We start from the raw sequence: 18,363 nt of genomic DNA on the forward strand, positions 1-18,363 counted from the left end.
TCTGTCATCCTTTTTATGTGGTGTTGCCCGGTCAATCACTGGCACCGGGTACCAGGGCCGACGACCTTAGCCTGCTCCTGAAAACAAACATTGATGCGTGCCAATAAACGTCGCGTTTCATGTGTTTTCCAGCCATTACCCTTACACTGCAAACCCCTTGCACACTGGCGCGCTTATGGACCTCGACCTGGCCCGTACTTTCCTTGAAATTGTCCGCTACGGCAGCCTGGTGGGCGCGGCCGAAAAGCTGCACGTTACCCAGACGGCCGTGACCGCACGGGTACACAAGCTCGAAAGCCTGCTCGGCGTCACCCTGTTTACCCGCAACCGCGCCGGCGCAAAACTCACCCCCGAAGGCGAGGCCTTTGTGGTGTACGCCAACCAGTTGCTGCACACCTGGGAAGCCGCACGGCGCGATCTGCCGCGCCCCGAAGGCTTGCATCAGTTGCTGCATATCGGCGGGGAAGTCAGCCTGTGCAACCCGCTGATCCTCAACTGGGCCAAAGCCCTGCGTCAGCACCTCACCACTCATGCCTTGCGCATACAAATCAGCGATGCCGAACAATTACTGCGTCAGATCGAGATGGGCCTGCTGGATGCTGCACTGGTCTATCAGCCCGCCTACTGGCCCGGTGTGCAAGTGGAGCAGTTGCTGGAGGAAAAACTGATCCAGATCCGCCGCCCCGAACAACCTGAACCTTATGTATACGTCGAATGGGGTGAGGGTTTTCGCCGCCAGCATGACGCCGCCCTGCCCGACAGGGCGCGAGCGGCCATCAGCTTCAACCTGGGCCCGGTGGCCTTGCATTACATCCTCGACAACGGCGGCAGCGGCTACTTCCGCACCCGTGTGGTCGAGCGCTATCTGGACAGCGGTGCCCTGGAACGGGTGCCCAAGGCCCCGGAATTCAGCTACCCCACCTACCTGGTGTACTCCCGCGAGCGTGACTGCGCAGCCTTGCAACAGGGCATCGCGCTGCTGCGCGAAATCGTCAGACAGGACAGCGACTGGTCACAGCCCCGGGAGCCGGAAATTTAAGTCGCCAGGCGCCGGATGAAAGCTTTCAGCTTTGTGCCAGATCCCTTAGTCTGCGAGCGTTGAATCACCCATAAAAACAATACAGGTGGCACATGACCGACCTAACCCGGGCCAACGAAAGCTGGCTGACATCGCCGATCCATCAACAGTGGCTGCGCGATCAGGGCCAGGCGCTGGTGGATTTCGCCAAGGCCGCCCGCGTGCCCTGCGGCTTCGCCGCGCTCGACCCGTTCGGTCGCCGCCCGAACAACGCCCCGGCAGACACCATCACCACCGCACGCATGGTGCACAGTTTTTCCCTGGCCCATATTCAAGGCCTGCCCGGTTGCGCGCCGCTGATCGACCACGGTCTGGCCGCACTGGCCGGGCCGCTGCGTGATGCCGTGCATGGCGGCTGGTTTGCCCGCCCCGCCGCCGAAGACGGCAATACCCGTAAAGACGCCTACCTGCACGCCTTTGTGGCCCTGGCCGCCAGCTCGGCTGCAGTTGCCGGGCGCGGCGGTTCTGCCGAGTTGCTGGGCGATACGGTAGCAATACTTGAAGGTCATTTCTGGTCCGGGTCGGAAGGCGCCCTGCTGGAAAGCTTTGCTGGCGACTGGAGTGACTGCGAGGCGTATCGCGGGGCCAACAGCAATATGCACGGTGTCGAAGCTTTTCTGGCCCTGGCCGATGTCCTCGATGAAGACCTGTGGCTCGATCGCGCCCTGTCGATTGCCGAAAAGCTTGTTCACCAGCATGCAGCGCAATCCGGCTACGTGCCCGTGGAGCATTTCGACAGCCAGTGGCAGCCATTGCCCGATTACAACCGGGACAACCCGGCAGACGGTTTTCGCCCGTTCGGCAAAACGCCCGGCCACGCCTTCGAATGGGCGCGCCTGCTGTTGCACCTCGAGGCGGCCCGCAAGCAACGCGGCCTGGCGGCGCCCGAATGGCTGCTGGAAGACGCGCGGCGGTTATTCGCCAGTGCATGCCAGTTCGGCTGGAACGTCGATGGTGGCTGCGGAATCGTCTACACCGTGGACTGGAACCACCAGCCGCTGGTGCGTGAGCGTCTGCACTGGACCCTGGCCGAAGCCTCGGCAGCTGCGGCGGCGTTGTTGCAACGCAGCGGCGAGCATGAATACGAAGTCTGGTATCAACAGTTCTGGGACTATATCGACCTGTACATGATCGACCGCCAGAACGGTAGCTGGCATCACGAACTGGGGATCGACAACCTGCCTTCGCAAAATATCTGGCCGGGCAAGCCGGACCTTTACCATGCTTACCAGGCCACGCTGCTGCCCCGTTTGCCGTTGGCTATCAGCCTGGCCAGCGCGCTCAAGCTGCGGCGCTGAGCAATCCCGCCCCCGTAGCAGAGCGCTCCCTCACCAATCGTATTTGACCTCCAGCGACGCCGTGCGCTGCTGGCCGTAGTAGCAGCCAAAGCTGTAGTTGCACGACGACACGTACTCTCGATCAAACAGGTTCTGCACGTTCAGCCGGGTACTGACACCCTTGAAGCTCGCATCCAGGGCCGCCAGGTCATAGCTGAGCGTTGCGTCATACACCACAAACGACGGCGTCTTGAAAGTGTTGTCCGAGTCGCCGAAGTTTTTCCCGGTATAACGTGCACCGCCGCCCAGGGTCACGCCCGCCAGGGCCTGTCCGGTGAAGTGGTAGTCGGCCCACACGCTGGCTGCCCAGGGTGCCTGTGCCTCGCTGCGGTTGCCTTCATTGCCATAGTTGGACTTGGTGTAGAACACGTCCAGATACGACAGCGAGGCGATCAGGTCGATGTTGCTGAAACTGCTTTTGCCTTCAAGTTCGATCCCCCGCGACCGGACCTCGCCTTCCTGGATTTGATACTCCTGGTACTGCAAGTCACCGGTCAGGACGTTTTGCTGGGTGATTTCAAATACCGAGGCGCTGAGCAAAGTGCTCTCATCGGGCTGGTATTTGACCCCCACTTCATATTGCTTGCCCGTCATGGGCACGAACGCCTTGCCACCTCGGACCGGTGCCGCAGTGCCCACGGAAGGCAGAAAGGATTCGGTGTAACTGATATACGGCGCCAGACCAAACGAAGTGACATAGGTCAGGCCCACACGCCCGGTGAACTTGCTATCGCTCTGGATCTCGTGGGAGTTGGCCAGCAAGTCATTGTTGTCGACCTTGGCCCAATCCTGGCGACCGCCAATGGTCAGGATAAAGTTGTTCAGTTTGATCTGGTCCTGCACATAAAAACCGGTCTGCTTGACCCTGTTATCCCATTTGGTAGTCAGGGTCGGCACACCCGTGGTGCGGTAGTTGGTGGGGTTGTAGAGGTCAATCACCTCGCTGCCGGACAGGTTGTAGCCCTGGAACTTGCGGGTGAAGTCACGGTAGTCGAGCCCCACCAGCAGGGTGTGCTGCACAGGCCCGGTGGTGAAGTCACTTTGCAGGTGGTTGTCGAAAGTATAAGAGCTGTTTTGCTGGCGCCAGTCGAGCTTGGTGCGGCTGGCATGGGTATCGGTGGCGCCGTCCGGGGCGGTGACGAAACGGTTCAGGTAAAAGCCCTTGTAACGGTCATTGACGTCGATGTAGCTCAGGCTCTGGCGATAGGTCATGACCTCGTTGAAGGCATGGGAAAACTGGTAGCCGAGCACATATTGATCGCGCTTGTAGTCGTTCCATTTCGAGTCGCCCGAGAAGAAGTCTCGATCTATCTTGTTGCCTTGGGAGTTGCGGTACAGACTGCCCACGGCCGGCAAGGACTGGTAGTCGGCCAGGGCATCGTCCCGTTGCACTTGCGCGTAGACCGTCAGTTCATTGCGGTCATCCGGCGCCCAGGTGAGACTGGGCGCCAGCAGCATGCGGGAATCTTCCGTGTAGTCGATTTGCTCGCTGCCGGTGTTGCCGACGCCGATCAGCCGGTAGCTCAGGGTTTTGCCTTCATCCAGCGGGCCGGTGGTATCGAAGGCCAGGTTGTAACGGTCAAAGCTGCCGGTGCCGACCTTGATTTGATGCCTGGCCTCGGTGCTCGGGCGCTTGGCCACCATATTGATCATGCCCCCCGGCTGGTTTTGCCCGTACAGAACGGAGGACGGCCCCTTGAGCACTTCGATACGCTCCAGGGTGTAGGGGTCGATCTGCGGGGTGCCGCCCAGGCTGCCCGCCGAAGGCAGATAGGCGCCATCAAGGTAGAGCAGGGTCGGGGCAAAACCGCGGCTGGTGATTTCATCGGCAATGGTGTTGCGGTCGGTATAGCCGTTGGTGCTCAGCCCCGGGGTGTAGCGCAGGGCCTGGGTCAGATCGTGGGCGCCCTGCACTTCAACCTGATCAGCAGTGACCACGTTGATGGTTTGCGGAATCTCGAGGATCGGTGTGTCGGTCTTGGTGGCGGTGGCCGAACGGGTGGCGACAAAGCCGTCAACATGGCCACGACCATCCTCACCCAGACGCGCAGACACGTTGGTTGCGCCCAGATTCAGTACCCCGTCACCGGCGTTGGGGTAGACACTCAAGGCACCGCTACCGGTCACGCCCAGGCCCAGCCCGCTGCCCACCAGCGCGCGTTCGGCGGCCTGTTGCGGGGTGTACATGCCATTGACCGGCGCGGAGGTTTTACCCTGCAACAAGGCCGGGGCCACCGACAGGGTCAGGTTGCTGTCGCGGGCAATGCGGCTCAGGGTCACGCCCAGGGGCGCGGCAGGCAAGTCAAAAAAACGCGTGGCATTTTGCTCGCCAGACAGGGTTTCGGCCACCGCGCTCAGCGGGTAACCGCCAATGCTCAGGGTGATGGCCAGCGCCAGCAGGCAGGTTTTGGGATAGGCGTACGGCATGGGGCATCCTTTCTCGTTGCAAGGTAGGCAGTTGTAACCTTGACCAACGAGAAAGCCTTTCCCCTCACCTTATCTGCAATTAATTCGCATTCATTGGTTTTTACTGGCGCACATCGATCAGGGTCAGCCACGGCCCATAGCGCGTGATCTTGATCGGCAAGGTTTGCGCCAGCGTATTCAGGGTGTGTGCGGTGTTGTCCAGCGGGAATACACCGAATACCCGCACCCGCGCGGCTTCCGGGCTGATACGCAGCATGCCGGTCTGGTAGGGCCGCAGCGCCTCGACCAGGGCTGACAGGGGTTCGTCGTGCAGCTCGACCCGGCCCGCGAGCCAGTCGGGCTGGCTACGGGATGTCGGGGTTTGCGCGTCTATCCGGGTGGCGGTAAATGACGCCGCCCGACCGGTTTCGAGGTGGAGTTGCTGACCGCTCAGGGTGTGCAACTGCACGCTGTGCTGTTGCACGCTGGCCAGGCTTTCAGTGCTGCCCTGGCGCACCATAAAGCGCGTGCCAAGGGCTTGCACCTGGCCCTGGGCAGTGCTCACCACAAAAGGACGCTGGGCGTCGGCTGCCACATCCACCTGCAACTCGCCTTCACGCAGGTGCACCCGGCGCTTATCGCTATTGAAGTCGATATCCACCGCACTGCGGGCGTTGAGGGTGAGCAGGCTGCCATCGGCCAGTTCGACGGTTTTGCGCTCGCCGGTGGCCGTCTGGTAATCGGCCGTCAACCCCGTCAGGGGCGTCACGCGATCCACCAGACCCGCGGCACCCAGGCCGAGCACCAACAGCAGCAGGCTGCCTTGCAGGGTCTTTTTGCCCGATGGTGATGTACCGGCCAGCAGCGCCCGACGTACCGCCTGCAATTGCCCCGGGCTGCGCCGCTCAACCGATTGCAGATCGGCTACGGGAGCCTTGAGCACCCCGGCGACCCGCTGCCACGCAGCCAGATGTGCCGGGTTTTCGGCCAGCCACGCCTTGAACACCTGACGCTCCGACGGGCAGGCCTGGCCGGACTCGAGGCGCAGCATCCAGTCAATGGCGGCACGGGTGGTCGGGTCAACCTTGGCTGTACTCATGGGCTCTCCGCCGTTTGCGACAGGCAATGAACAAAAGCGCGGCGCAAGTCGCGCTCAACGGTGGCCAGGGATACGCCCAGTTGCTCGGCAATGGCCTGCTGGGGCATACCTTCAAGACGATTGAGCAAAAAGGCGCGCTTGACCCGCGATGGCAAACCTTCGAGCAGGCAATCAATGGCTTCGATCGCCTCACGGACCAGGGCAATGTCTTCTGCAGAAGGTGCGTAGGCCAGTGGCAGCTCGGCCAGTTGGTCGAGATAGGCTTGCTCAAGCTTGCGCCGCCGCCACAGTGAGCAGAGCAAGCGCCGGGCAACGGTACTCAGGTAAGCCCGAGGCTCCTGGATACGTTCCAGTTGGCGGGCATCCCAAGCGCGCAAAAATGTGTCCTGGGCCAGATCGGCCGCATCCTGCGGGCATCGTACCTGTCGCGACAACCAGCCGCGCAGCCACGCGTGATTGTCGTGATATAGACTGGCCAGCAGCCTTTGGGGATCCACAGGACTCGACACGATAGATAACCATACTTAAACAGCAATAAGTCGCATTATCGTCGGATCAAGCATAAATGCAAGCCATGTGGGAGCGGGCTTGCCCGCGATGCAGGCGGCGCGGTTACTCAGCCTGACCGCGCTGATGCCATCGCGAGCAAGCCCGCTCCCACAAAAGCACGATCTTCAGCGCCCGCCGCCCAGGTCGAGAAAAGTGCCGGTGGTATACGACGCCTTGTCCGACAGCAGCCATACAATGGCTTCGGCCACTTCTTCCGGCCGCCCGCCACGCCCCATGGGGATGATAGGTTCAAGTTTGCTGACCCGGCCCGGATCGCCGCTCAAGGCGTGAAAATCGGTGAAGATATAGCCCGGCCGCACCGCGTTGACCCGGATCCCCTCGCCCGCCAGTTCCTTGGACAGCCCCAGGGTGAAAGTGTCCAGCGCGCCCTTGGAGGCGGCGTAATCGACGTATTCACCGGGCGAACCCAGGCGGGCCGCCACCGACGACACGTTGACGATATTACCGCCCTGCCCGCCGTAACGTGGCGACATGCGCAGCACGGCATGCTTGGCACACAGAATGGGCCCCAGCACATTGGTTTTCAGGGTGTGCATGATGCGCAGGTCGGTCAGCTCGTCGACCCGCGATTTGAGCCCCACGGTGCCGGCGTTGTTGACCAGCGCGGTAACAGGCCCCAACTGTTCGTCAACTTCGAGAAACAGGCGAATGATTTCCTCTTCGTCGCTGACATCGGCACGCACGGCAATGGCCTTGGCGCCCATGGCGCGAACCTGCGCCAGCACCTCATGGGCCGCAGCATCATCGGTCAGGTAGTTGATGCAGATCCGATAACCCTGCTTTGCAGCCAGCAAGGCCGTGGCAGCGCCTATGCCGCGGCTGCCGCCGGTGATCACGATGACTTTATCCATAAATACGTGTTCCCCTTACACCGATCCAAATCTGGCTGTCAGAATAACCGCGAAGGCCCGGTTTTGTCAGGTCGCTGTTTTGTTGCCCGGCCCGGCGGGTTCGGCACCTTGGATATCGGCCATGAATTGCTCCGCCGGCAGCGGCTCGCCCAGCAGAAAACCTTGCAGGGCATCACAGCCAAGCGTGGTTAAAAAACTTTGCTGGGTATCGGTCTCCACCCCTTCGGCGACGATACGCAAACCCAGGGCCTGGCCCAGCGCGACAATGGCCGAGACAATCGCCGCATCGTCGCTGTCGTGCTCCAGGTCGCGCACAAAACCGCGGTCGATTTTCAGTTCATTGGCGGGCAGGCGTTTGAGGTACATCAGGCTGGAATAGCCAGTGCCAAAGTCATCGATGGACAGGTCCACGCCCATTTGCGACAACCGCTGCAACACCACCATGCTCGCATCGGCATCGCTCATGGCGGTGGTTTCGGTGATTTCCAGGGTCAGGCTGTTGGCCGGTAACCGATGACGCTCGAGCGCCGCGACCACGCTGTCAACCAGCCCTGAATAGCAGAACTGCAATGCCGACAGGTTGACCGCAATACGCCAGTGGCTATAGCCCTGATCGAACCAGATGCGCATCTGGCGGCAGGCTTCATTGAGCACCCAGTCACCAATGGGGATGATCAGGCCGGTTTTTTCCGCCAGGTCGATAAAATTTTCCGGCAGCAGCAACCCTTGCTGCGGATGCTCCCAGCGCAACAGCGCTTCGGCCCCCACCGGCCGGCTGTTGCTGGCGTCGAACTTGGGCTGGTAGTGCAGGCGAAACTGCTGCAGCTCCAGGGCCTGACGCAAGTCCTGCAGCAGCTGCAATTGCTTGCGGGCATTGGTGTTCATCGATGCGTCGAAAAAGCTGTAGCCATTTTTGCCCGCGCCCTTGGCGTGATACATCGCCGCATCGGCGTTCATCAGCAGCTCTTCAGCGGTCAGGCCATTGCCGGGGTACAGGGCGATACCGACACTGGCGGAGATCAGCAGCTCATGCTCATCGACCCGGAACGCCCTGGACAACAGACCCACCTGCCGCGCTGCCACTTGCGGTGCGTCATCAGGCTCCAGCAGACGCACCAGCAGCACAAATTCGTCGCCGCCAATACGCGCCAGGGTGTCCTGGCTGCGCAACTGCTCGCGCAGGCGCAAGGCCACCTCGCGCAGCAAACGGTCGCCCAGATGATGACCAAAGGCATCGTTGACCGGCTTGAAGCCATCGAGGTCGATAAACATCAGCGAGAAGCAGCCGCCCTGCTCCGCCACCTTGCTCATCGCCTGACCGATACGGTCAGCCAGCAGGATGCGGTTGGGCAACCCGGTCAGGGTGTCGTGCAGCGCCAGTTGGGTCAGCTCTTCGTTGGCCAGGGTCAGGGAGTCCGCCAGCGCAGCTGTACGGGCATCGAGGCGGGCATCAAAAATAGAGGTCAGCAAGGCGATGACCAATACCGCCAGGCTGGACACCAGTACCAGATTGTCCAGGCCGTTACCGCTCAGACCGTCGATGGCGGCACCGCAAAAACTGCCGATGGGGAAATTGGCTGCAGCCATGCCGGTGTAATGCATGCCGACAATCGCCAGCCCCATGATTACCGCAGCACCACCGCGCATCAGCCGCACGTAAGGGGTTTGCCGGCGCAGACGAAACGCGATCGACAACGCGGCCGCCGAGGCCCCCACCGCAATCACCAGCGACAGGCCAAACAGTGCCGGGTCGTAATCGATGCCCGGCTGCATGCGCAACGCGGCCATGCCGCTGTAGTGCATGGCGCTGATGCCCGCGCCCATGATCAGGGCGCCAAACAACAACTGCAGCGCCGGCAAACGCGGCTGGCTGACCAGCCACAAGGCAAAGCCCGAAGACAGGATGGCAACCAGCAATGACCACAGGGTCAGCCCCAGGTCGTAGCCCAGCGCCAGTGGCAACTGCAACGCGAGCATGCCGATAAAGTGCATCGACCACACGCCAAAGCCCATTGCCAGTGCACCGCCGGCAATCCACAGGTACTGGGTACGGCCGCGCGCCGTGGCGATGCGACCACTCAGGTCAAGAGCGGTATAAGAGGCCAGAATGGCCACACACAGGGAAATCAGGACCAGCGCGGGGGAGTAACTAGCGGAAACCATGGGCCTACTCGTGAACAGATGCCGAACAGCGTCCATGCCCGGTAAAGAAGCGCAATTGTACTGCTTCCCTGCATTTACGCACCTATCCGCGCGACTAAATCCTTAAGCTCCATGCCCGCTCCCACAAAGAAACTGTCCCCCTGCCTTCAGCTCAGCTCAAACAACCCCGCCGCCCCCATCCCGCCGCCAATGCACATGGCAACCACGACAAACCGCGCACCACGGCGGCGACCTTCGAGCAGGCTGTGACCCACCATCCGTGCACCCGACATGCCGAACGGATGACCAATGGCTATCGCCCCGCCATTGACGTTCAGGCGGTCATTGGGGATCTGCAGAAAGTCACGGCAATGCACCACCTGACAGGCGAACGCTTCGTTGATCTCCCAGAGGTCAATATCCGCAACGGTCAGGCCAAAACGTTTGAGCAACTTGGGAATCGCATACACCGGACCAATGCCCATTTCCTCCGGTGCACAACCACTCACGGCAATCCCGCGATACACGCCCAGCGCTTCGATACCGCGCTGCCTGGCTTCGGCACGACTCATCAGCAATACCGCAGCGGCCCCATCGGAAAACTGCGAGGCGTTGCCTGCCGTGATGAACTCACCCTGTTCAATCCACTTGCCGTCTTTCCACACCGGTTTGAGGGTCGACAGGTCTTCAAGGGTGGTAGAGGGACGGTTGCACTCGTCACGGTCCGCGATCACGTCCTGATGACCGGCGGGTTTGCCTTCCTTGTCAAAGCACAGCTTGCGCGCCGCCAAGGGCACGATCTCATCGGTAAACAGGCCCTCAGCCTGGGCGGCGGCAGTACGTTGCTGGCTCTGCAACGCATACTGATCCTGTACCTCGCGGCTGATGTTGTAGCGCCGCGACACGATTTCGGCTGTTTCGAGCATCGGAATATAAGCCGTCGGCATGCACTCAAGCACGGCCTCGGACTGGGCGCGGTAGGTGTTTTTGTACTTGTTCTGGGTCAGCGACAATGACTCCACGCCACCGGCCACGGCAATCTTCATTTCGCCGGTCATGATGCCATTGGCCGCCACGCCGATACTCATCAGGCCCGAGGCGCACATGCGATCGAGCGCCATGCCCGGCACAGTATCGGGCAAACCGCCGGTGTACGCACACAGGCGGCCGATGTTGTAACTCTGAGTGCCCTGCTGGGCGGCGGCACCCATGATCACGTCTTCCACTGAACCCGGCTCGATACCCGCGCGCTCGACCACGGCACGCACCACGTGACCGCCCAGCACAGGCGCCTCGGTATCGTTGAACGAGCCACGAAAGGATTTGGTCAAGGCAGTGCGGGCGGTGGATACGATCACAACGTCATTCAAATTCATGTTCAAGGCTCACTGTTCAAGGGGGTTGAAGGTGTAGCGGCTGATGGTGTCCACCACGCAGCCGGGGCGTTCGCTGCCCTCGATTTCGACGCTCATGCGCACTACAGCCTGCACGGCCTGGCCCTGCATCTCGACCCGTACCAACTGGCCATGGCCGCGAATCCGCGAACCGACCTTGACCGGCGCAGGGAAGCGCAGCCGGTCACTGCCGTAGTTGACGCCCATGGCCAGGTTCTCGAACTGCATCAGTTGCGGCATAAACAGATTGGCCAGGGCCAGGGTCAGGTAACCATGGGCGATGCAGGCGCCAAATGGCCCGGTGGCGGCGCGCTGAGGGTCGACATGGATCCACTGGTGATCGCCCGTGGCTTCGGCAAACAGGTTGATCCGTTCCTGGGTCAGCAGCAGCCAGTCTGTGCGCCCCAGATCCATGCCCTCGGCCGCCAGCAACTGCCCGGTGCTGCTGAAAACTGTGCTCATGCTCTGTTCCTCACGCGTGTTGCGAGCTGACGGGCAGCACTTCGCCGACCATGTACGAGGCATAGTCACTGGCCAGAAACACCATGACATTGGCCACTTCCCACACTTCGGCGGCGCGGCCAAAGGCTTCGCGGCTGGTGAGCTGGTCGAGCAATTCGATGCTGGCGGCTTTTTTCAGAAAGTCGTGCAGGGCGATCGACGGCGCCACAGCGTTGATCCGCACGCCGTTTTCGGCGGCTTCCAGGGCGCTGCAGCGGGTCAGGGCCATGACTCCGGCCTTGGCCGCAGCGTAATGGGCCTGCTCCTTTTGCGCGCGCCAGCCCAGTACCGAGGCGTTGTTGACGATGGCTCCGGCGCCACGGCGCTCCATATGCGGGAGCATGGCGCGAGTCATGCGCATGGTGCCGGTCAGGGTGATATCCAGTACCGACGACCACTGCTCATCGGTCATTTCGGTCAGGCGTACCTGACCGCCAAGCCCGGCGTTGTTGATCAGCACATCGACACCGCCCAGCGCCTCCTCAGCGGCGGCGACCAGGGCTTGCACGTCGGCTTCGACGGTGACGTTGCACAGCTGCCCGTAGACCGCCTGCAAGCCGGTTTCGGCCTTTAGCCGCTCGACTGCCTCTTCGAGACGACGCGGGTGGATATCGGAAATCATCAGGGCGCGACAGCCCTCTTCCGCGCAGCGTTTGGCCGCGGCATAACCGATACCGGCGCCGGCTGCGGCAGTGATCAAAATCGACTTGCCAGCCAGTAACTGGTGGCCGGGGACATAGGGAGGTGCTTGTCTCATGGTTGAATTCTCTTGTTAAGCGGCAAATCAAAAGCCCCTCACCCTGGCCCTCTTCCAAAGGGAGGGGTTGGGGTGAGGGCCAGCGGTATCAGCTACCCCACACCCGCTGCGGTGCAGGCGCTTCGGCCAGAATCTGGCCCAGGGCAACCCCCACTTCTTCGGGTTGCCATTGCGCGCCCTTGTCGCGGGTCACCCCGGTGCGCCAGCCATCGCCCAGGGACAATCGCCCACCCTGGCTTTCGATGATCTGCCCGGTAACATCCCCCGACAGTTCGCTGCCCAGCCATACCACCAGCGGCGCGACGTTTTCCGGTGCCCATGAATCAAAGCCACCGTCTTCAGGTTTTTTCACCATGTCCGGCATCGCGCTTTCGGTCATCGAGGTCCGCGCCGCCGGCGCCAGGGCATTGGCCGTCACGCCGTAGCGCCCCAGCTCGGCTGCCTGCACCAGGGTCAGCGCGGCAATCCCGCCTTTGGCTGCGCTGTAGTTGGACTGCCCCACCGACCCCTGCAGGCCCGCGCCGGAACTGGTATTGATGATCCGTGCCGCCACCGGCCGGCCGGCCTTGGCCAGGTCGCGCCAGCGCTTGCCGAGGATATTGGCCAGGCAAAAATGCCCCTTGAGATGCACACGCATGACCGCATCCCAGTCCTCTTCAGCGAGGCTGATAAACATGCGGTCACGCAGGATTCCGGCGTTGTTGACCAGCACATGCACTTCGCCAAACGCGGCCAGGGCGGCGTCGACGATGTGCTGTGCCGTGGCCAGGGTAGTGATGTCATCGGCATTGGCAATGGCCTGCCCACCGGCCTGGAGGATTTCTGCCACGACCTCTTCGGCGGCTTCGCGACGAATATCGTTGACCACCACATTGGCGCCCTGCCCGGCGAACGCCAGCGCGTAAGCGCGGCCCAAACCGCCGCCCGCGCCGGTAATGATGACGGTACGTTCTGCACAAATTGCCATGTCGTTGCTCCTAGAGGCGTTCAATAATCGTCACGTTGGCTTGACCGCCGCCTTCGCACATGGTCTGCAAACCGTAGCGGCCACCGCTGTGCTCAAGCTGGTTGAGCAGGCCGGTCATCAACCGTGCACCGCTTGCCCCCAACGGATGGCCGAGAGCAATTGCACCGCCGTTGGCGTTGGTCCTGGCCGGGTCGAAATCCAGCTCCTTGGCCCAGGCCATCACCACCGAGGCGAAGGCTTCGTTGATTTCAACAAGGTCAATGTCCTGCATGCCCATGCCAGCCTTTTTCAGTGCGGCACGGGTGGCGGCAATCGGGGCCCTGAGGTGCCAGATCGGGTCGTCGCCCAACACCGACAGGTGATGGATCCGCGCCCGTGGCGTGAGGTTGTAGCGTTTGAGCGCCGCCTCGGAGACCACCAGCAAGGCGGCCGAGGCATCGCAGGTCTGGCTGGATACCGCAGCGGTGATCGACGCAAACTCGGCAAACACCGGCTCCAGTTCGGCCATTTTGGCCAGGCTGGTTTGGCGCGGTGTTTCGTCGTCCCTTACCCCTTCACAGGGCACGATTTCGTTGACGAAACGGCCGTCGGCCATGGCGGCCAGCGCCCGGCGATGGCTCTCCAGGGCATAGGCTTCCATGTCCTGGCGGCTGATCCCCCAGTGATCGGCGATGCGCTGGGCAGCGTAGAACTGGTTGACCGGCTGTTTGCCAAAGCGCGCTTGCCAGCCCTTGCTGCCAGAGAACGGGTCGGCAAAGCCCAGTGTCTGCCCGGCCAGCATCGCCGAGGAAATCGGAATCTGGGTCATGGTTTGCACACCACCCACGGCAATCACATCCTGGGTGCCACTCATCACCGCCTGCGCGGCGAAGTGCAGCGCCTGTTGTGACGAACCGCACTGGCGATCGATGGTGGTGCCCGGCACGTTCAGCGGCAAACCGGCGGCCAGCCAGCTGGTGCGGGCGATATCACCGGCCTGGGAGCCGATGGTGTCGACACACCCAAAAATCACGTCGTCATATTCGTCGGCCGGAATTGCGTTGCGCTCCACCAGTACCTTGAGCACATGGGCGCCGAGGTCGATGGCATGCACGTGGGCCAGGCCGCCCTTGCGCTTGCCGGTGGGGCTGCGCAATGCATCAACAATATAGGCTTCAGGCATCGGTCAATCCTCGAAGGTGTGACCGCAGCCCAGAGGCGCCGCGCCACTCAATACATATTCGGCCACACGGGCCTTGTGCAGTGCACGGTCGCCCCAGGCACTGTCCAGTGCCCAGGCGCGCTTCATGAACATTTGCAGATCGACTTCCCAGGTGTAACCCATCGCCCCATGCACCTGGATGCCGTGGCGGGCCGCCAGCCAGCTGGCTTCGCAACTGGCCAGGCGCGCCTGGGACACCCACACGGCGGCATTCGGTTCGTTGTGTGCCAGGGCGTAAGCGGCGCGGTACAGCACCGGTTTGGCGAACTCCAGCGCAGTAGCCACGTCGGCCAGATGATGCTTGACTGCCTGAAAACTGCCGATGGGCTTACCGAATTGTTTGCGCTGCGCGGCGTAGTCCACCGATAAATCCAGCATGCGCTGAGCCAGCCCGAGCAACTGCCCGGCCACCGACAGCGCGCCACGATCAAGGGTTTGCGCCCACAGCTGGCGGCCCTGTTCGCCCTGCGCCACCAGGGTGGCTGCGCCGGGTTGCCAACTGACCTGCGCCAGGCGCCGAGAGGCATCGATACTGGCGTGATTTTGCACATCCACCTGGCTACGCGGCACGGCGTGGACTTCATCGCCATGGGCCAGCAGCAGCAAGTCAGCGTGGGCGGCATCGGCCACCAGCGGATTGACCGGGTGCCCGATGGCCACCCGCAAACTGCCGTCGGCAATGCGTTCCAGCCATTCGCCGCGACGGGCTACGCCGTCATCCAGCCCGGCGATCAGCGCACTGGCCACATAAGCGGTATCACCCAGGGAATCAGGAATGGCGTAGTAACCCAGTTCCTGGGTCATCAGGGCCCAGGCCACATCGTCCATGCCCAGGCCACCGAAAGCTTCGGGGATCGACAATGCGGTCAGGCCCTGCTCGGCGATCTTGTTACGCAAATCCGGGGAGCGACCGACATCGGTTTCCCAGATTTCACGGAGCATTTCGGGGGCCGCTTCGGTCATCAGAAAACGGCTGATGGCCTCGCGAAAAGAGATCTGGTCTTCGGTAAAGGTAAAGTCCATGCCCGGCCTCACTTCGGCAGGCCGAGCATGCGCTCGGCGATAATGTTGCGCTGGATCTCGTTGGTGCCGGCGTAAATAGGCCCGGCCTGGGCGAACAAAAAGCCGTCCAGCCAGCTGTAGCCGCCCTCCGATTGACCGGTCAGCTCGCCACTGGCGCCGAGAATGCGCATGGCGGTTTCGTGCATGCGCAGATCCAGCTCCGACCAGAATATTTTGTTGGTGCTCGACTCGGCGCCAATCTGTGCCCCGCGGCTCAGGCGGCCCACGGTGTGGTACGCAGACAGGGCGTAAGCCTGGGCGTCCGACCAGGCCTTGCACACCGCCTCGCCAAGGCTCGGATCACGATCGGCGCTGGTGCGGTTGGCCTGGTACAGCTCCACCAATTTGCGCGCCGTGTATTGAAAACGGGCCGGGGAACGCAGCAGCAGACCTCGCTCGAAGCCGGCAGTGGCCATTGCCACATGCCAGCCCTGGCCTTCATCGCCAATACGGTTTTCCAGCGGGATGCGCACGTCATCAAAGAACACTTCGGCAAACGCATCCTTGCCGTTCAGGGCCTTGATCGGGCGTACGGTGACCCCCGGTGCATTGAGCGGCACCATCACGAAGGACAGCCCGTGATGGCGGCTGGACGACGGATCGCTACGGAACAGGCCGAACAGCCAGTCGGCAAAAATCGCTCGTGTGGACCAGGTTTTCTGGCCGTTGAGCACGTAGCTGTCGCCATCGCGGGTGGCCTTGCTGGTGATAGCGGCCATGTCGGAACCTGCGTTCGGTTCGGACCAGCCCTGGGCCCACATGTCGGTACTGGCGGCCATGCGCGGCAGGAAACGCAGTTTTTGCGCCTCGGTGCCGAACTCCATCAGCGTCGGGCCGAGCAACAGCTGGCCGTTCTGATTGACCCGCATCGGCCCGCCGGCGCCGTAATATTCCTCTTCGAAAATCAGCCACTCGATCAGGTCGCAGCCGCGCCCGCCCAGCTCGGTGGGCCACATGACCATCGACAGACGGTTTTCGAATAATTTGGCTTCCCACTGGCGGTGTTGCTCGAAGCCCTCGCGGGTATCGTAGCTGGCCAGCGGCGTGGTCGGCAGGTTGTCCGCCAGCCATTGGCGCACCTCCTGGCGAAAGGCCTTTTGTTTGGGGGAGTAGGTCAGATCCATCGTCAGCTCCTCAGAAGTTGGCGTCGCGTTTTTCTACGAATGCGCGGCGGGTTTCGGCGGAGTCCGTGCTGTTGTAGGCCTGCAGCGTGAACCCCTGTTCCCAGCGGTATTTGTCTTCCAGGTTGCCGTCTTCGATACCGTTCAGGGCCTCCTTGGCGATGCGGATCATGTCCGGGCTTTTGCTGGCGATCTTGCGGGCAATTTGCAGCGCGGTTTCACGCAATTGCTCACGGGGCACCACGCGCTCGATAAAGCCGTATTGCTGGGCGTCAACGGCACTGATCTTGTCGCCGGTCAAAAACAGATAACGGACTTTCTGCACCGGGAACAGACGCTGCAAATGCGCCCCGCCGCCCATGGCGCCGCGATCCACTTCGGGTAAGGCAAAACTGGCGCAATCGGAGGCAACGACAATATCGGCAGCGCCGGTAATACCGATCCCGCCACCCAGCACATAGCCATGCACGGCAACAATCACCGGCACCGGATTGCGGTGAATGGCCTTGAAGGTGGCGTAGTTGCCGGCATTGACGGTCACGATACGTTCGGGGTGGGCGTCCAGTTCCTTGATATCGACCCCGGCGCAGAAGCCACGGCCCTCGGAGCGGATCACGATGACTCGCACTTGCGGGTCTTGCCCCAATGCTTCGAGAGTACGTGCCAGATCGAGCCATTCCTGGCTGTCGAGGGCATTGACCGGTGGCCGGTCGATCACCAGTTCAGCGACGCCCGCGTCGATACTGGTCTGAAATGCGGTATGGGCTGCGCTGTTCACATGTGCTCCTGGATTGGCAAAAAAACCATGGGAGCAGTATGGGAAGGCGCGCGAGGCGGATCATCGTCCGTTGAGACTAAACATAAGACACAGAGCCACAGGCGCACGCCCGTATAGCCACAAGTAAATGCCCGCGGCAGCGATCAATCATCATTAATTAATCACACCCTACGCCATAAGAACTAATGAACTTACGTTTTACTTGGATATTTCACTCAAACAACACAGCACTCTCTTATAAAAACAGATCAGCCGCCCCAGCAGAAAATAACAAAGCTCAAACAATACAACTTGTTGCCATAGCCTGCACTTACAGGAGGAACTTATGCAAGCAGGATTATTCACTCAACTATCAAAGGAAGAAAGCCGCAAGATCGCAAGACCAAAGCCACTTAAACGTTCGCACTTGGCTACTTTAACCATCCTGAAATTCTAATATTCTGATCCAGCTTGACCAGCCGGGGGTCGAAAGCCCATTCCAGCCTGATGACAAACGCCAGATATCTGGACGGAATTCAAACTTAATCATCCTCGGCCGATTGGAAAACACTCTGTTTCCACAAATGCATGTTCCTTTACACCTATTATACAACAGGTAAACAAAATGTTAATAAACAAAACCGCTCTGGTTGCTGCGGCAGTAATGGTGTTCGGTGTTTCCAGTGCATGGGCTGCCGACAGTACAAGTACCCAGATTAATATCAGCGCCACTGTTCCAAGCACTGCTTTCTATGCACAAGCCTCTAGCCCGACCTTCGGTCAGGCTGAAGTAATGGGCTATGACATCGGCCAAAACAAAATCAACAGCCTTCGTGAAAACTTCACCTACAAGAGCACAGGCGGTGCATTGCGCGCGTATATCGATGGCGGGCCACGGGCGCTGTTCAACGGTAACACCGCACACAACATCCCTCTGACCACCAAATTCAACGGTGTGACCCTTACGGCTGCAGCCCTGGAGGTGGCAACCGCCCCCGCCTCCGCCGCAGGCGGTACTGCAGAGCTGGAGGTATCTGCTGGCGCCATACCAACAGGTGCCTCTGGCAATTTCAGTACCGCATTTACCGTGATGTTCGACAGCACGCCACCCACCCCCTGA

Annotated in this window: 16 protein-coding genes; 3 read left to right on the forward strand and 13 right to left on the reverse strand. The window is 61.3% G+C overall.

Features of this window, described 5'->3' with window-relative positions:
• The first annotated feature begins 175 nt into the window (after window positions 1–175).
• Both PPTH39_RS04135 and PPTH39_RS04140 read left to right on the forward strand, forming a co-directional pair.
• Window positions 176–1,039 (forward strand): LysR family transcriptional regulator, encoded by an 864-nt coding sequence (locus PPTH39_RS04135; RefSeq protein ID WP_095002424.1) that lies wholly within the window; start codon window positions 176–178, stop codon window positions 1,037–1,039.
• Between the two features lie 92 nt (window positions 1,040–1,131).
• Window positions 1,132–2,376, forward strand: a complete 1,245-nt coding sequence (locus PPTH39_RS04140) for a D-mannose isomerase (RefSeq protein WP_130871648.1) — start codon at window positions 1,132–1,134, stop codon at window positions 2,374–2,376.
• A 30-nt stretch (window positions 2,377–2,406) separates the two neighbouring features.
• On the opposite strand, the gene PPTH39_RS04145 is transcribed toward PPTH39_RS04140, so the two are convergent.
• The 13 genes from PPTH39_RS04145 to PPTH39_RS04210 all read right to left on the reverse strand — a co-directional run bounded on the left by PPTH39_RS04145 (window position 2,407) and on the right by PPTH39_RS04210 (window position 17,264).
• The gene (locus tag PPTH39_RS04145; RefSeq protein WP_130871649.1) at window positions 2,407–4,842 is read right to left on the reverse strand and encodes a TonB-dependent siderophore receptor; all 2,436 of its coding nucleotides are present in this window, start codon (window positions 4,840–4,842) and stop codon (window positions 2,407–2,409) included.
• Between the two features lie 100 nt (window positions 4,843–4,942).
• Complete coding sequence (locus PPTH39_RS04150) at window positions 4,943–5,920, reverse strand: FecR family protein (protein WP_130871650.1); 978 nt, start codon at window positions 5,918–5,920, stop codon at window positions 4,943–4,945.
• Window positions 5,917–6,417 (reverse strand): sigma-70 family RNA polymerase sigma factor, encoded by a 501-nt coding sequence (locus PPTH39_RS04155; protein ID WP_095002420.1) that lies wholly within the window; start codon window positions 6,415–6,417, stop codon window positions 5,917–5,919. Before PPTH39_RS04155 ends, PPTH39_RS04150 begins: the two co-directional genes overlap by 4 nt.
• Before the next feature lie 177 nt (window positions 6,418–6,594).
• Window positions 6,595–7,341, reverse strand: coding sequence for an SDR family oxidoreductase (locus PPTH39_RS04165; RefSeq protein ID WP_095002419.1), 747 nt, complete (start codon window positions 7,339–7,341; stop codon window positions 6,595–6,597).
• 66 nt (window positions 7,342–7,407) lie between these two features.
• Window positions 7,408–9,504 carry a putative bifunctional diguanylate cyclase/phosphodiesterase gene (locus PPTH39_RS04170; protein WP_095002418.1) on the reverse strand — a complete coding sequence of 699 codons (2,097 nt, stop codon included), beginning with the start codon at window positions 9,502–9,504 and terminating at the stop codon, window positions 7,408–7,410.
• 146 nt (window positions 9,505–9,650) lie between these two features.
• A complete protein-coding gene (locus PPTH39_RS04175) occupies window positions 9,651–10,859 on the reverse strand; it encodes an acetyl-CoA C-acyltransferase (RefSeq protein ID WP_130871651.1) in 1,209 nt (402 codons plus the stop codon).
• A 9-nt stretch (window positions 10,860–10,868) separates the two neighbouring features.
• Window positions 10,869–11,339: a MaoC family dehydratase gene (locus tag PPTH39_RS04180; RefSeq protein ID WP_095002416.1), complete on the reverse strand. Its 471-nt coding sequence runs from the start codon at window positions 11,337–11,339 to the stop codon at window positions 10,869–10,871.
• A 10-nt stretch (window positions 11,340–11,349) separates the two neighbouring features.
• Window positions 11,350–12,135, reverse strand: a complete 786-nt coding sequence (locus PPTH39_RS04185; protein WP_130871652.1) for an SDR family oxidoreductase — start codon at window positions 12,133–12,135, stop codon at window positions 11,350–11,352.
• 88 nt (window positions 12,136–12,223) lie between these two features.
• Window positions 12,224–13,102, reverse strand: coding sequence for an SDR family oxidoreductase (locus PPTH39_RS04190; RefSeq protein ID WP_095018872.1), 879 nt, complete (start codon window positions 13,100–13,102; stop codon window positions 12,224–12,226).
• Window positions 13,103–13,112: 10 nt separating this feature from the next.
• The gene (locus PPTH39_RS04195) at window positions 13,113–14,264 is read right to left on the reverse strand and encodes an acetyl-CoA C-acetyltransferase (RefSeq protein WP_130871653.1); all 1,152 of its coding nucleotides are present in this window, start codon (window positions 14,262–14,264) and stop codon (window positions 13,113–13,115) included.
• Window positions 14,265–14,267: 3 nt separating this feature from the next.
• A complete protein-coding gene (locus PPTH39_RS04200) occupies window positions 14,268–15,326 on the reverse strand; it encodes an acyl-CoA dehydrogenase family protein (protein ID WP_095002412.1) in 1,059 nt (352 codons plus the stop codon).
• Window positions 15,327–15,334: 8 nt separating this feature from the next.
• Complete coding sequence (locus PPTH39_RS04205) at window positions 15,335–16,489, reverse strand: acyl-CoA dehydrogenase family protein (protein ID WP_095018869.1); 1,155 nt, start codon at window positions 16,487–16,489, stop codon at window positions 15,335–15,337.
• Window positions 16,490–16,499: 10 nt separating this feature from the next.
• A complete protein-coding gene (locus PPTH39_RS04210; protein ID WP_095002410.1) occupies window positions 16,500–17,264 on the reverse strand; it encodes an enoyl-CoA hydratase family protein in 765 nt (254 codons plus the stop codon).
• 604 nt (window positions 17,265–17,868) lie between these two features.
• On the opposite strand from PPTH39_RS04210, the gene PPTH39_RS04215 reads away from it, so the two are divergent.
• Window positions 17,869–18,363, forward strand: a complete 495-nt coding sequence (locus PPTH39_RS04215) for a CS1 type fimbrial major subunit (RefSeq protein WP_232527604.1) — start codon at window positions 17,869–17,871, stop codon at window positions 18,361–18,363.

Source organism: Pseudomonas bubulae, from assembly GCF_900618535.1.
GTDB classification, from domain to species: Bacteria; Pseudomonadota; Gammaproteobacteria; order Pseudomonadales; family Pseudomonadaceae; genus Aquipseudomonas; species Aquipseudomonas bubulae.